This window comes from Nocardia jiangxiensis NBRC 101359, assembly GCF_000308615.1.
GTDB classification, from domain to species: domain Bacteria; phylum Actinomycetota; class Actinomycetes; order Mycobacteriales; family Mycobacteriaceae; genus Nocardia; species Nocardia jiangxiensis.
In genome coordinates this window covers 263,548-277,513 of record NZ_BAGB01000174.1, presented here as the reverse complement: position 1 = coordinate 277,513, position 13,966 = coordinate 263,548, and the positions used below count along the sequence as shown (strand labels likewise).

The following is a 13,966-nucleotide window of genomic DNA, read 5'->3' as shown; positions in this document are numbered from 1 at the left end:
CTCCGCGATCCGCATCCGCTCGAAAGGACGCATCAACCATGGCAAAGCAGTTGCGCTACAACACCGACGCCCGCTCACGGCTCGAGCAGGGCGTCAATGCCCTCGCCGACGCGGTCAAGGTGACTCTCGGCCCCAAGGGACGCAACGCGGTTCTGGAAAAGCTCACCGGTCCGCCCACCATCACCAACGACGGAGTGACGATCGCCCGCGAGATACAGCTGCGTGAGCCGTTCGCCAACATGGGCGCGCAGTTGGTCAAGGAAGTGGCGATGAAGACCAACGGGGTGGTCGGCGACGGAACCACCACGGCCACCGTCCTCGCGCAGGCCATGGTTCGCGAGGGCCTGCGCGCGGTGGAGGCGGGCGCCAATCCGATGCGGGTGCGCCGCGGTATCGAACGCGCGGTGACCGCGGTCATCGACGCACTGCGCGAACAGGTCTGCGAGGTGAGCGGGCGCGATGACCTACAGCGCATCGCGACACTCGCGGCCAGCGACGACGAAACCATCGGGGTGGCCGTGGCCGAGGCCGTCGACTACGTCGGCAGATCCGGGATCGTCAGCACCGAGGAGGGCGACGGGTTCGGGCTGTCGGTGGACATCGTCGACGGCATCGAATTCGACCACGGCTACACCTCGGGCTACATGGTCACCGATCCGGAGCGGATGGAGGCAGTGCACGCCGAGCCGCTGATTCTGTTGACCAACAAGAAGATCACCCAGGTGCAGGACATCATGCCCAGCATCGAGGTGGCCAAGCGGGCCGATCGGCCGCTGGTCGTGCTCGCCGAGGACGTCGACGGACCGGCCCTGCAACTGCTCGTCGGCGGCAATATGCACCACACGATGGCCTCGGTGGTGGTTCGGGCCCCCGGCTTCGGGCACCGCCGTGTCGCCGAACTCGAGGACCTCGCGGTCGCGCTGGGCGGACATGTCGTGGCCAAGGACACCGGGATCGAACTGTCCGAGGTGACCCGCGAGCACCTGGGTTCGTGCGACCGCATCACGGTGACCGAGAACCGGACCACGATCGTGGGCGGGCGTGGCGATCAACGACTGCTCGACGCCCGCGTCGCACAGTTGCGGGCCCAGTTCGATCGCGCGCGGATCGATGCCGACCGGGACAGCATCGAACTGCGCATCGCCCGGCTCACCGGACGAGTCGCGGTGATCCGCGTCGGCGGCGCCACCAGCGTCGAGCTGAAGGAGCGCATGTTGCGGGTCGAGGACGCGCTCGCGGCGACTCGCGCCGCGGTCGAGGAGGGCATCGTGCCCGGCGGCGGCACCGCCCTCACGCAGTCGCACCGTGTCCTGGCCGATCTCGAACTCCCCGGCGACGAGGCCATGGGCCGCGATATCGTGCTGCGGGCGCTGGCCGAGCCGCTGCGCTGGATCGCGATCAACGCCGGTTTCGACGGCGACGAGGTGGTCCGGGCCGTCGCGGAACTCGCTGTCGGACAAGGGTTCAACGCCCTGACCGGCACCTACGGCGACATGTTCGAGCACGGCGTGATCGATCCGTTCAAGGTCACCCGCGCCGCGCTGGAAAGCGCCGCGTCGATTGCGGCCCTTCTCATCACGACCGAGACGGCCATCGTGGAGGAGATCGACGTCAACCCCGGCGCGATCATCGCGCCCGGCTTCGGCGATCTCGCCGAAGGTATGGTTCGGCCGTCGAACATCTACTGAGTAGGAGGAGCAGCGTGATTTTCATCGTCGTGAAATTCAAGGTCCGCCCCGAATTCCAGGATCAGTGGACGGTGCTCACCCGGGAATTCACCGAAGCGACCCGATCCGAGCCGGGAAATCTCTGGTTCGAATGGAGTCGCAGCACGGCGGATCCGGCGCAGTTCGTGCTGGTGGAGGCGTTTCGGGACGGCGCAGCCGGTGCCGAGCACGTCGGCTCCGAGCACTTCCGGCAAGGGCTGGCGGCGATGCGCCCGGCGCTCCAGGAGACGCCGCGCATCATCAACACCGAGATTCCCGGCGTCGAGTGGTCTCGCATGGGTGAACTGGAAATCACCCCGTAGCCGCACAGACCACTGCCGCGACCGCGGGGTCCTCGACGACCCCGCGGTCGCGCTGGCATGGCCGGTGCAGGACCGAAACCCGCGCGCGGACTAGGTGATGCCGTACTGCCTGATCCTGCGGTACATGGTGGCGCGGGAGATGCCGAGATCGGCTGCGGCGGAGCGCTTGTCGCCGTCGTGGTCGTGCAGGCTGCGCACGATGGCGTCCCGTTCCAGGGCCTCCATGGGAGTGAGGGTGCGGCGGGTCAGCGAATGGCATTCGGGTGGCAGTTTGTCGGGTGTGATGACGCCCGAGCGTTGCCAGGTGACGATTTCGGCGAGCACCTGACGCAGTTGGGCGATATTCCCCGGCCACGACAATTTCGCCAGCCGTCGCAGCGCCGCGGGAGACATCGTGATGTCAGCGCCCTTGGTGAGTTCCCGGAGCAGATCGGGCACCAGTTCGTCGAGATCTTCGATGTGATGCCGCAGCGCGGGCACCGGGACGGTGTGCATGAACAGGGGCAGGAGCTGGGTCTCCACGGCGGGGGACGGCACGGTCGAATTCATCGTGGCGGCAATCCAACCGCGTCCAGCGCACGACTGCAGAACCGTCGAGACCGATTCGAGGACGTCCTCGGGCAATTCGTCGATATCGGTGAGCACGATGTCGAAGTCGTCCCGGGCGACCTCGGCTTCGAGCGCGTTGAGCATCTCCTCGGCGCCCCGGCTCCGATCCAGGCGCAGCACTCGAACCGTCCTGTCCGAACGGACGTGGTGCGCCACCATCTCCGCGAGTTTCGTTCGCCCCGAACCGGATTCGCCGTCCAGGACCACCCAGTCGCGATCGGCGCAACATCGTTCGACCTGCTGACAACTTCTCCGCCAGGAACTGCTGCCGCCGGCGAGTCCGGGCACCACCGCGGAGCGGGCCACGAGTCGGGTTCTGCTGAGCGCACTGTCGGTCAAGGCCACGTGGGCCACGATGTGAGTGCGGCCGCTGCGTAACGTAATCCGTTCGGCAACGGTGACTTTGGCCAGGTATCCGCTGGGCAGCACGGCAGCCGCCGTGGTCGACTGCGAGCGTTGCAGGTCCGTCGCGTGCCCGAGCAACGCGCTTTGATCCAGCCCGTCCAGCGATTCGCGCAGATAGCGGTTCATCAGCACGATGTCGTCGCCGACCGCGAGCACACCGGTGGGATAGCGGCGGCACTGCCGCAGATACGTATCCAGCAGTGCGGCTTCACTTTCGGTGGCCAGCGCGCGCAGCCGATCCTCGATCTGCGAGCCCGCGGTCTTGGCGAGCGTGACCAGCAGCGGATCCGATTGCCGTGCCCAGCAGGTCAGATCGAGGATGCCCGCGACGCGGCCCGAGAGCGGATCCCGGATGGGCGCGCCGGCACACGCGAGCCGCCCGAGGGTCCCGAGGTAATGTTCGCCGCCGCGAATGAAGGTCGCGCGCCCGGTCTCGGCCGTCGTCCCGATGCCGTTGGTGCCCACGAACTTCTCGGCATAGCTGTACCCACAGGCCAGTTGCACCGAATCGAGCACGGCCCGGATTCGGGCATCGGCGGCGGCGCGGTCCAGGACCAATCCGTCCGCGGAGGTGAGAATGATGCTGACCGACTGGGCTGCCAGATCCTCACCCAACCGATGCACCACCGGCGAGGCCGCGACCACCAGGGGCGAATCGAGATCCGGCTCCCGCACGAACGGCAGATCCACTCGATCGGGATGAACGCGTAGATCGCGGGAGCGTTGCCAGGAATCCCGGACGGTACCGGAGATCAATCCGTCATCGACCGAACCCGAACTCAGGAACTCGTCCCTTGCCTGCCGCAAGCGCGTGCTCGTCTCCACGTTGCTCACCATCTGCTACCTCGACTTCACCCCCGAGTAACTCACGTTACCGCCTCACTCTGTGATGCAGATCTCAATTTGAGACGGCCGTCGGCGGCACCCGATTCACGAGGGCAGCGAAACGCCTTGCCGAGCAGCCTCGGCCGCCACCTTCTCGGGAAAGATGTTGCGCAGCAGGTAGAGGTCTCGGCCCAGTCGCCAATTCGGAGCCAGGGCGACCGCGTAGCGTTCGAAATAGCCGAGTTGTTTGCCGAGCAGGATCAGCTGTTCGGGGCCCGCCAGGCCGCGATCCTTGCCGAAGTCCAGCAGCAGACCGGTGATCGTGCGCAGGTCCATATCGGCCAGCTCGCCGGACAGGATCGGACCGGCGACCATGGCCAGCTGGGCGCCGATCGCCTCGTCGTCGGCGCTCTGGTCCGGGAACAGGTCCAATTCGCGCATGGCGCGGGCCACGGGAGTGAAATCGCCGTCGAAGGCGCTGGCGTAGAACATCGCCCGCACCAGTGCCCGCCACGGTTCGCTCATTTCCCCGACGATGCCGTAGTCGAGCATCGCGAGGCGGCCGTCGTCGAGCAGCCACAGATTGCCCGCGTGCACGTCACCGTGGAACAGCCCGTGCACGGTGACCCCTTCGAGCCACATCTTCACCATGCGGCGGATCAGCATCGGCGCGTCGGCGCGGGCGCGCACGTCGTCGAATCGGTCCAGCGGCACCCCGCGCAACCGTTCCATGCACAGCACACGCGGGCCGCAGAAGTCCCAGAACACTTCGGGCACAACGACATCGGCGTTGTCGCCGAAGAATCCCAGCTGCTCCCGGACGCGATGCTGCCGGTCCGCCTCCACCAGGAAGTTCACCTCGGCCACGGACAGTTCGTACAGATCGCGCACCACGCCGACGGCATTGGCGATGCGAGCGGACTCGAAACGCCAGTGCAGCAACCGGGCCAGCACCAGTGCGGCGCGCAGATCCACGATCATCCGCCGGGCGATGCCGGGACGCTGGATCTTCAGCACGGCCTCGCGCCCGTCGGGCAGGACGCAGGCATGCACCTGCGCGACCGAGGCAGCCGAGATTGGAACGCTGTCGAAGGAGGTGAACAGCTCCGCGATCGGGCGACCCAGATCCCGCTCGACGACCGCCCGAGCCCGAACAGCGGAGGCGGGCGGCACGTCGTCCAGACACCGCAGGCAGGCATCGGACAGCTCGCGCGGGAACGCACCCGAGGAGGAGGCGATCAGCTGCCCGAGCTTGACGAACATCGGGCCCAGCCGCTCGAATCCGTCGACCGCCCCGTCGGCCAGCGCCGAGCGCACCGTGCGCTCGCGACGTCGCCCGAACGCCGCCGCCAGCGCATATCCGCCGAAACGCCGTGCGGCACAGGCGATGAACGTCATCGCGATCACCAGTATCCGCAGCGCCTCAACCGGACCGAAGCGGTCCAGGGAAGGCCGGTCGACGCTGAACGCGGACGCCGGAAAACCGTGCAGGTCGTCGTCGGGGGGCGCGGAAACGGATCGGGTGCTCATGCCGATCGCACCGCCGAATCGGCGAACTCGGCGCGGACTCGCTGACGCCACACCTCGTAGTCGGGCGCCGGTCCCCCACCCGGTGGATCCTGCGCGGCTCTGTCCGCCAACGCCGAGATCTCCTCGACGCTGCTGCCGCAAATCACCTCGGCGGCGAGTTCGGTGCTCTCGGGCACATATCCGGCGTAGTGCCGGGCCTTGATCGCCATCACGGCCCCGACCGCCACCTCCGGCGCGTGAGCAGCGGCGTCGGACATCGCATCCAGCAGTGCCGCACGCGGCTGCCCGCCGAGATAGCCCAGCGCCGCGCCGATTCCGCTCCACAGATCACCGCGACGGTCCGGGGCGAATCGCTGAACCGCCGCACCCGCCGCGGCACTGTCTCCGCCGTGCACGAACATCAGAGCTCGCCCGATACCCTGGTCGAACGCCCTGGGGAAGTAGGAAGGGTAACCCTCCCAATCGATTTCAGGCGCGCGACGACCGCCATCGATCCACCGCCCGGGGTCGAAGAAGGCGCGATCGAACCCGTATCCGTCCACGGCGAGCCAGCTCAGCTGACTCACCAGCGCATTGGAATCGAACCGGGGCAGCGCACGCCGCCACATCGAGCGCGGCAGCCGCGACATCACCAATCCGTACCCGACGTATGCCATCAGCGAATGCGGTTCGGCCGGGCCGTCGACGAATACCTTTGCGCGACTGGTACTTCCGAACACGAGCAGATCGCGCAGGATGAGCGCCGCCACCGCGCCCTCGTAGGCCAGACTCTGGTAGAACGGGTCGATCCAGTCGAGCCGCCGCACCACCTCGTCCTGCTTCGCCACATCCGCGCCGTATTCGAAGCCCTCCATCACCGCACGCGAGACGCCCTCGAAACGCCTGCTGACGTCGTTGGCGGAGACGGGAAAGCCACGATTGGCGAATTTCATGTCGTTCATCGTCGGCGCGGGCACCAGGTGCCGTGCCACGGTGAGCGCAGTAACCATCGAACTACCTCGCTTCGGGTAATACGGTGTGCGTCAACTGGATCGGCGGCGCAGTGTGACGGCGCCCGCGGCCAGCAGTACGACGCCGAACGCCAGCACGACCACCAGATCGCGCCACAGCAGAGTGGTGGGCTCGGGATAGGTGCCCACCTGATCCAGCGCCTCCGCGGCATAACGCAGCGGCACCACATTGCTGACCGCACGCAACGGCGCGGCCATCTCCTCACGTGGCCAGATCAGCCCGCACAGCAGCAACTGCGGGATGATGACCGACGGCGCGAACTGCAGCGCCTGGAATTCGGTGCGGGCGAAGGCACTGGTGAACAGTCCGGCCGAGGAACCGAGCACGGCCGTGGAGACCACGATCAGCAGCACGATCACGACATGTCCCTGGGTCTGCAGGCCGAGCAGCTCGTACGCGACCGTGGCGGCCACGATCGCCTGCACCACGGCGACCGCGGCGAACGCGATGCCGTAGCCCAGGATCAGATCGAGTTTGTGCAGCGGCATGCTCAGCAGCCGCTCGAGTGTGCCGCTGGCGCGTTCGCGCAGCATCGCGACACTGGTGATCAGGAACATCGAGGTGAAGGGGAACACCCCGAGCAGCAGCAGACCGACCTGATCGAAGATGTCGGGGCGCCCGTTGAAGACGTAGCACAGCAGTGCCAGCAGCACGCTGGGGACCACGAGGATCAACGCTATCGTGCGCCGGTCGTGCCGCAGTTGGTTCAGAACCCGCAGCGCGGTCCAGGCAGTGAGCCGGACGGACATCGCTCAGACCTCCACTTCGCGTGCCGCCGTGACGGTTTCGACAGTTTCGCCGCGCTCGGTCGCGAGCACCAGCTCCAGGAACGCGGCCTCGAGATTGTCCGCGCCGGTGACGGCGCGCAACTCCGCGGGCGGCTGGTCGGCCAGCAACCGTCCCTCCCGCAACAGCAGCAGCCGATCGCAGCGATCGGCCTCGTCCATCACATGACTCGACACCAGCAGCGTGGTGCCCGCATCGGCCAGGCCGCGGAAGTGATCCCACAGATCGCGGCGCAGCAGCGGATCCAGGCCGACGGTAGGCTCGTCGAGCACCAGCAGATCCGGCTCGGCGACCAGCGCGCAGGCCAGGGACGCCCGCGCGCGTTGTCCGCCGGAGAGTTGGTCCACCAGCCGATCGGCGTGCTCGACCAGCCCGACGTCACGTATGGTGCGATCGACCGCGGCCTTCGAAACCCCGTACACCGCACCGAAATACCGGACGTTCTGGCGAATCGTCAGGTCGTCGTAGACCGAGGGCGACTGGGTCACGTAACCCAGCCGCGCGCGCAACGCGGCCGAACCGCTGGGCAGTCCGAGCACCGTCACCGATCCCGATTTGATCCGCTGGACCCCGACGATCGCGCGGATCAGCGTCGTCTTGCCGCATCCGCTGGGACCGAGCAGGCCCGTCACACTCCCCACCGGCATCCGGAAGGACAAGCCGCGCAGCACCGGGCGGCGAGCCCGCGTGACGACCAGATCCTGCACCGCCACCGCATCGGATGTCTCCGTCGTCACCGAACCCTCACCCGACCCGGAACATGTTGTACTGCAAGCCGAATCCGTCCAGGAACCGGCCCTCGCCGACGAACAGCGTGTGGTTGACCCAGCTCAGATCGCTGTCGCCGGTTTCGAGCTGCGGGGTCACCCGGAAGTACTGATCGTCGAATTCGGTGCTGCTGCCCTCCATGAACGCCTGCTGCACCTTGTCGGTCATCTCGATCAACCCCGGGAACGAGGCGAAGATGACGCCGCCCTCACCGGTCTGGAACTGCACGCGCACATCCAAGCGCACCCAGCCGTCGGCACCGATCAGCGCCCAGTCGCCACCGCCGGAGAGCACCTTGCCGGTGAGCTGCGCGACGTCCGCGGCCTCCGATGCGCCGGTGAGATCGCCGTCGAGGATCTCGACGAACATCCGCACGCCGTAGGGGCCGGGTCCGATCATTATGGGCGGTTTGAGATGAGCGGTGACGGTGCCGATGGGAGTGAGTTCCATACCTATTCCTCGTCTTCCGGGCTCTCGCTGACCTTGCGGAAAGCCAACGTCACGTTGTGGCCACCGAAGGCAATCGAATTCGACAAGGCTATCCGAACCTCCTGTGTCCGTGCGGTATTCGGAACGCAGTCGATATCGCACTCCGGATCGGGCACGGTGTGGTTGATCGTCGGCGGAATCTGGCCGCGGTCGATCGCCAGCGCGCAGGTGGCGGCCTCCACCGCACCGGTCGCGCCGAGCATATGTCCGGTCATCGCCTTGGTGGAGCTCACCGCGACCGAACCGGCATGCTCGCCGAAGGCGAGGTGGATCGCCTTGGTCTCGGCCGGATCCGACAGCTGCGTTCCGGTGCCGTGCGCGTTGATGTAGTCCACCTCGCTCGGCTCCACCCCCGCCTCCTGCATCGCCTTGCTCATCGCCTTGGCCGCACACGCGCCGTCCTCGCGGGGCGCAGTCACATGGTGGGTGTCGACGACCTGCCCGTAGCCGCACACCTCGGCGTAGATGTGCGCGTCGCGTGCCCGCGCGGACTCCAGTGGCTCCAGCAGCAGCATGCCCGCACCCTCGCCGAGGACGAATCCGTCGCGATCTCCGGAGAACGGGCGGCACGCGCCCGCCGGATCGTCGTTGCGTTTTGACAACGCTCGCATACTCGTGAACCCTGCCAGCACAGTCGGATTCATGGCGGCTTCGGCGCCGCCGACCAGACAGGCCGAGGCATAACCGTCACGCACCATGCGATATCCCTGTCCCACCGCGTCGGCCGAGGAGGAGCACGCGCTCAGCGGGGCGTAGCAGGGCCCGCCGAACTTGTGCCGGAACGCTACCGTGGAGGCCGCGAAGTTCGCCATGGCCATCGGGATGAACAGTGGTGAAACATTGCGTCCGGCAAGGCGATCGGCGATTCCGGTGGTCGCGGTGTTCACCCCGGCCAGCGCGCATCCGATGATGACCGCCAGATCCTCGCGATCCAGTCCGTCCAGGTGCTGGTCGGCGAGCGTGAGTTCCGAGGCGGCCACCGCCAAATGCCCGACCCGGTCGAAGCGCCGCACATCCTTGTATTCGAGCCACTGCGACGGATCGAAGTCCTGCACCTCCGCGCCGATCCGCACCCGGTTGAACGACGCGTCGAAGGAGGTGATCTCCCGAACGCCACTGACGCCGGAAATCAGCTGCTTCCAATAGTTTTCGAGGCCGATTCCGAGCGGGGTGACCAGGCCGATACCGGTCACCACCACGCGGCGGCGGGGCGCGCTCATCGCTTACCCGCCGGGGCCAGGCCGAAGAACGCCTCCATCTTCATGGCGACCTGCGCGTCGCCGGAGACCTCGAGTTCTCCTCGCATGAGCAACTCCATCCCTTTGACCAGACCGGTCGCGATCTTCACGAAACCCGTGCCGTCGAGGAATACGGTGAGATCGGGGGTGTCGCCGGGCTCGACGAGTCCGCACGTCTGCGGCCCGAACCGCACGTCCTGCACCACCGGCTCGCCCGGGGCGCGAGTCACCTTGTAGCGCACCAGGATGTCGCGATCGAAGTTCCCGGCGACGTAGTAGCTGGGCATCAGGTCGAAGGCGTTGCGCAGCGCCTGCTCCCCCACATCGGTGCCCAGCGCCCAGATCAGATCGGCCTCGGGAAGCACCTCCACCACGGAGCGCACGCGCGGGCGCTCCCCGGACAGCAGGTCCTCGATCTGTGACCGGCTCGCCTTACCGGATTCCGCCGCGATCGCCACGGCCCGGTCCAATGCCCCGGAGTTCATGTCAGCACCTCGGATCTCTGCAGACCCGTTGCCGTGCAGTCGATCACGGCACGGATCGTTTCGTTGTACGGGTCGGCTCCGGCCAGCAGCGCGCCGATGTGGCCATCGGGACGGATCAGCACCGCACCGGGTCCGGCGAGTCCGTACTCGGCCAGCAGCTCACCGGTTGTGTCGATCAATGTCCTTGCACCGCTGACCTTTTCGCCGCGATCATCCGGGAACACGGCGGCCGTGACGACCGGCACGGTGTTCATCAGATGGACGTATCCCACCGAATCCGCCCACCGCTCGGCCTGTTCCGGACCACACAGCAGCACGAAACCCCCGGCGGCGAGATCGAGCACGCCCAGGTACTCACCGGACTCGTCGCGCAGCCAGTGATGTGGTGCGCGACAACCGATCTCGACGCGAGGACGGTAATCGACCACCGATTCGACCGGCTCGTCGGCGCCGTAACGGAAACCCAGCGCCTGCCCGTAGAAGTCGAAATGCGGGCGTTGGGCCTCTATGCCGTCGGCGAGCGCGCTCGGGTCGAGGTCGGGCGAATCGGCCAGCAATGCCGCGGCGGCATCACCGAATTCGCGCATCGCCACCGCATTGCGGGTGCTCTGCTCGGCGTTGAAGTTCGCGACGGGCGCCCGCTCGGCGCCGTAGGAGTCCAGCAGCTCCGGCTGGGCCCAACCGCCCAGTACCGCGGTCAGTTTCCAGGCGAGATTGTGGCCGTCCTGGATGCCGGTGTTCATCCCGAATCCGCCGGTGGGCGGAAAGGTGTGCGCGGCGTCTCCGACGACGAAGACCCGGCCGGAGTCGTCGCGCCAGCGATCCACTCCGGTGCAGCCCATGGTCCAGGTGCGGGACGAGCGGATCTCGGCGTCGATCCCCGCACCCAGCGCCTGCCGCAGCGCCACATCGGCATCGGGTACCGCCGCGCCTTCCTCGATCGGGATCTCGAGCAGCCATTCACCCGCGTCGGGCGCGACGGTGATCAGGACCCCGCGGATCCGGTCGTTGACGATCCACTGCAGGACGCTGTCCGCGCCGAGCCGGTCCCGCAGGTCCGCGCGGAAATAGATGTCCAGCAGCGAACCCAGCGCCGCGGTCTCGGCCCGGCCCATCCCGCATCGGCCGCGCAACCCGCCGTGCATTCCCTCCGCCAGCACGAGGTAGTCCGCCACCACGCGCCCCTGAATGCCGTCGGTGTCGACGTAGCCGATCGAGACCCCGCTCGCCGTCGGCGCGACCTCCTCGGCCCGCACACCGGTCAGCAGGGTGGCATTGCGGCTGAGCCGGAGTTGTTCGGTGAGCACCGCCTGCATCCGGTTCTGCGGGCAGATCATCGGCATCGTCGGACTCTGGCGGGCCAGCCGCATCAGCTTGTCAGTGGTCTGCACCAGTTCCAGTCGGCCGAGTTCCGCACCGGCGGCCTGGTGCAGGAAGCGCACGCGCGCCGCCTGTTCCAGCGAGGTGCCCACAGCCAGGGCCGCGTCCAGCAGATCCAATTCGCGCAGGATCTCGGTGGTGCGGACGTTCACCAGCGTCGCCTGCGGGTGGCGCGGCGGCTCGGTGCGGCGTTCGAGCACCACGACCTCGACTCCGGCGCGGGCCAGGCACAACGCGGTGGCCGACCCGGTCGGCCCCGCGCCGACGACGGCGACCTGTGTGCGCAACACAGTCACGATGGAACCCCTTCCTCCACAACGGATTCCGTCTTGTCGACCGAGTTCTCGGGATTCGTCGTCGCGGCCACGCGGGCCTCGACGAACCGGTCGAATCGGCGACCACCGAGCGCGCGTGCCAGCGCCAGGCTCGGCAGTCCCAGCACGATCGCCAGTCCCAGCGAGCCGACGAAGGCGCCCAGACTGGCCGCCCGCGCGCCCGAGCCGAACGTCGAGGAGCGCCGGATCACCGCACCCCAACCACGGAATGCTTTGCCCGCCAGCAGATCAGCGGCGGCCAGCACCGGCACGACCGGGGCCGAGGTCTGCTCGCGCAGCAGCGCGCGCACGTCCTGCGCGGACGAGGTGGTGAGCAGTCCCGCACCGAGCGCGCCGAGCCGCTCGAGTTCGTCGTCGCCGATGCCCGCCCGCCCGAACAGCGCGCCGTTCCGGCGGCCGAGCAGCAACCAGCGCAGCGTGGTCACCAAGGTCAGCGCCTGCGGACGAGTGTCGATCGCGGCCACCGTGCCCAGCTGACGCGCACCGATCGCCCGCAATCGGCGTTGCACCTCCGCGGCCGCCGAGTACCACATGTTCCGGCAGGCCACGAGGGTCAGCACTTCCCGGTCGGCGAACAGTTCGGGATGACGCGTCAGCGCACTGCGCATCGGCAGCGAAGGGGCCAGATACCAGACCTGATAGGCGAAGATCACCAAATCACTTGATGCAGTAGCCAATTCGGACCCGGCCGAGGTGATCGGCACGGTGGCGTTCTCGTCCGCACATTCCGGGAACACTCCGAAGAATCGCGTTACCGGCCACGGGAGCGGAAATGCCGGAATCGGTTCGATCCCGATATGACGCACCTGCCATCCCGCCGCCAGCAATGGCCCCACCAGTGCATCCACCGCCTCGTCGAGCTGCCCGGTCTGGGAATATTCGACAACGACGACGGTACGGACGGATTCGCCCGTCATGCGGTTTCCTTCGCCGCCGATTCGCTCGGTGCGACCGCGGTCAGATGCATGAAGGAAATCGCGAAACGTCCGGATTCGGGCACCATGCACAGCAGAGTGTCACCCGGGCGAATGAGATTCTCGCGCAGCATTTCGTCGACGATCACGTAAATGCTCGCACTTCCGATATTTCCGACCCGGGTGAGATTGCTGTACCACGCCTCGGGCCGACCGGCCGAGACGCCGCGCCGCCGCAATTCACCGGTGAGCATGGTCTTCATCCGCTCGCTGGAATAGTGCGCGGGGAACCAGGTCACCTTGTCCGGATCGAATTTCCCGGCCACCGCCAGACGCTCGTATTCGTCGATGCCGACACGGACCAGATGCGGCAGCAGCGACAGTTTCTGCCGCGCCACGAGCGCCCCGTCCTGCGCGGCGGCGGTGGCGTTCGGATAATCCGCCCACGCCTTGTCGATGGTGTTCTTGTTGCTGCCGAAATACATGCACGCTTTTTCGGTGTTCGCGTAGGAGGTGAGCGAGATCCAGTCCATGCGCAGGCTGATCCGGTCACTGGCCGGGGTGTCGGACACCACGGCCGCGCCGGCGCCGTCGGAGAGCATGTACCGCAGGAACGCGGTCTCCATCGGCAGCGAGCCGTCCTCGGTGAGCGCGTTCATCTCCTCGTAGCGCGTGTGCTTGAACCCACGCGAGGCCAATTCGCTGGCCACCGCCACCGCGGTCGCCTTCTCACCCACCTTGACCTGCAGATACGCATTCTTCAGCGCCATCATGCCGGAGCTGCAGATGCCGTGCGCGGTGACGATCTCCATGGGCGGGTAATCCAGCTCGCCGTGCACCATGCTGGCGTGCCCGGGGCCCATCAGATCGGGCAGTGTCGTCGCCGCGGCCAGCATCTCGACCTGTTCGGCCGATACGCCCGCGCGCTCCACCGCGTCGCGGACCGCGGCCGCGGCCAGCGCGGCATTCGAATACACCGTCTGCTGATTCTTGTCGATCGCGTAGTGGCGAGTTTTGATGCCACTGTTCTGCAGAATCTGATCCTTCAGATCCGAGGACGCACGACCGGCCTTTCCGATGTATTCCTCGATCTCGTCGTTCGTGATCGGGTCGCCCGGCAGGAAACGGCCGGTGGCAGTGATGTAAACATCGTTCATCTGAT

The 13,966-nt window shown here is 67.2% G+C and carries 13 protein-coding genes; 2 read left to right on the top strand and 11 right to left on the bottom strand.

All coding sequences use genetic code 11. The features are described 5' to 3' along the window. The first annotated feature begins 38 nt into the window (after positions 1 to 38). Positions 39 to 1,688, top strand: coding sequence for a chaperonin GroEL (gene groL / locus ON40_RS47555; RefSeq protein ID WP_040832622.1), 1,650 nt, complete (start codon positions 39 to 41; stop codon positions 1,686 to 1,688). Between the two features lie 14 nt (positions 1,689 to 1,702). Further along, a complete protein-coding gene (locus ON40_RS47550) occupies positions 1,703 to 2,029 on the top strand; it encodes a putative quinol monooxygenase (protein ID WP_040832621.1) in 327 nt (108 codons plus the stop codon). A 90-nt stretch (positions 2,030 to 2,119) separates the two neighbouring features. Here ON40_RS47550 and ON40_RS47545 read toward each other — a convergent pair whose 3' ends face one another. The 11 genes from ON40_RS47545 to ON40_RS47495 all read right to left on the bottom strand — a co-directional run bounded on the left by ON40_RS47545 (position 2,120) and on the right by ON40_RS47495 (position 13,961). Then, positions 2,120 to 3,880 (bottom strand): sigma-54-dependent Fis family transcriptional regulator, encoded by a 1,761-nt coding sequence (locus ON40_RS47545; protein ID WP_040832620.1) that lies wholly within the window; start codon positions 3,878 to 3,880, stop codon positions 2,120 to 2,122. A gap of 93 nt (positions 3,881 to 3,973) precedes the next feature. Further along, on the bottom strand, positions 3,974 to 5,398 hold the full coding sequence (locus ON40_RS47540; protein ID WP_051194657.1) for an ABC1 kinase family protein: 1,425 nt from the start codon (positions 5,396 to 5,398) through the stop codon (positions 3,974 to 3,976). Continuing rightward, positions 5,395 to 6,387, bottom strand: a complete 993-nt coding sequence (locus ON40_RS47535) for a DUF1702 family protein (protein ID WP_040832619.1) — start codon at positions 6,385 to 6,387, stop codon at positions 5,395 to 5,397. Before ON40_RS47535 ends, ON40_RS47540 begins: the two co-directional genes overlap by 4 nt. 33 nt (positions 6,388 to 6,420) lie before the next feature. Continuing rightward, complete coding sequence (locus ON40_RS47530) at positions 6,421 to 7,158, bottom strand: ABC transporter permease (protein WP_040832618.1); 738 nt, start codon at positions 7,156 to 7,158, stop codon at positions 6,421 to 6,423. Between the two features lie 3 nt (positions 7,159 to 7,161). After that, on the bottom strand, positions 7,162 to 7,932 hold the full coding sequence (locus ON40_RS47525; RefSeq protein ID WP_051194655.1) for an ABC transporter ATP-binding protein: 771 nt from the start codon (positions 7,930 to 7,932) through the stop codon (positions 7,162 to 7,164). Positions 7,933 to 7,939: 7 nt separating this feature from the next. Further along, complete coding sequence (locus tag ON40_RS47520) at positions 7,940 to 8,413, bottom strand: DUF3237 domain-containing protein (RefSeq protein WP_040832617.1); 474 nt, start codon at positions 8,411 to 8,413, stop codon at positions 7,940 to 7,942. A gap of 2 nt (positions 8,414 to 8,415) precedes the next feature. Then, the gene (gene fabF / locus ON40_RS47515) at positions 8,416 to 9,672 is read right to left on the bottom strand and encodes a beta-ketoacyl-ACP synthase II (protein ID WP_040832616.1); all 1,257 of its coding nucleotides are present in this window, start codon (positions 9,670 to 9,672) and stop codon (positions 8,416 to 8,418) included. Further along, positions 9,669 to 10,175, bottom strand: a complete 507-nt coding sequence (locus tag ON40_RS47510) for an SCP2 sterol-binding domain-containing protein (protein ID WP_040832615.1) — start codon at positions 10,173 to 10,175, stop codon at positions 9,669 to 9,671. Before ON40_RS47510 ends, fabF begins: the two co-directional genes overlap by 4 nt. Continuing rightward, complete coding sequence (locus tag ON40_RS47505) at positions 10,172 to 11,851, bottom strand: FAD-dependent oxidoreductase (RefSeq protein WP_157186852.1); 1,680 nt, start codon at positions 11,849 to 11,851, stop codon at positions 10,172 to 10,174. The genes ON40_RS47510 and ON40_RS47505 overlap by 4 nt, the downstream gene beginning before the upstream one ends. Next, positions 11,848 to 12,807, bottom strand: a complete 960-nt coding sequence (locus tag ON40_RS53030; protein ID WP_051194654.1) for a hypothetical protein — start codon at positions 12,805 to 12,807, stop codon at positions 11,848 to 11,850. The genes ON40_RS47505 and ON40_RS53030 overlap by 4 nt, the downstream gene beginning before the upstream one ends. Next, entirely contained in the window at positions 12,804 to 13,961 is a 1,158-nt protein-coding gene (locus tag ON40_RS47495) for a StlD/DarB family beta-ketosynthase (RefSeq protein ID WP_040832613.1), read from the bottom strand. Before ON40_RS47495 ends, ON40_RS53030 begins: the two co-directional genes overlap by 4 nt. Positions 13,962 to 13,966 lie beyond the last annotated feature (5 nt).